1 protein-coding gene is annotated in these 234 nt (G+C 77.8%); it reads left to right on the top strand.

Annotated features, from left to right (window positions below; all coding sequences use genetic code 11):
- Positions 1–234 (top strand): polyketide synthase dehydratase domain-containing protein (locus tag G3I65_RS04210; protein WP_160694916.1); only part of this gene is annotated, 234 nt, incomplete at both ends.

Genomic DNA, 234 nt, shown 5'->3' with positions numbered 1-234 from the left:
GTGCGCGCGGGCGACGAGGTCGGCTGCGGCGTGGTCGAGGAGCTGACCCTCGAAGCACCGCTGGTCGTCCCCGAACGCGGGGGCGTCCGCCTCCAGGTCCTGGTCGGCGGCACCGACGACGGCCACCGCTCGCTGGCGATCTTCTCCCGCGCCGACGGCGAACCCGAGGACGTGGCCTGGACCCGGCACGCCACCGGCCGGATCGCCCCGCCGGTCCCCACCACCCCCGCCGCG

The organism is Amycolatopsis sp. SID8362, assembly GCF_010550475.1.
Taxonomy (GTDB): Bacteria; Actinomycetota; Actinomycetes; order Mycobacteriales; family Pseudonocardiaceae; genus Amycolatopsis; species Amycolatopsis eburnea.
Note: the sequence above shows the minus strand (reverse complement) of the source record. Positions and strands in the feature narration are given on the sequence as shown.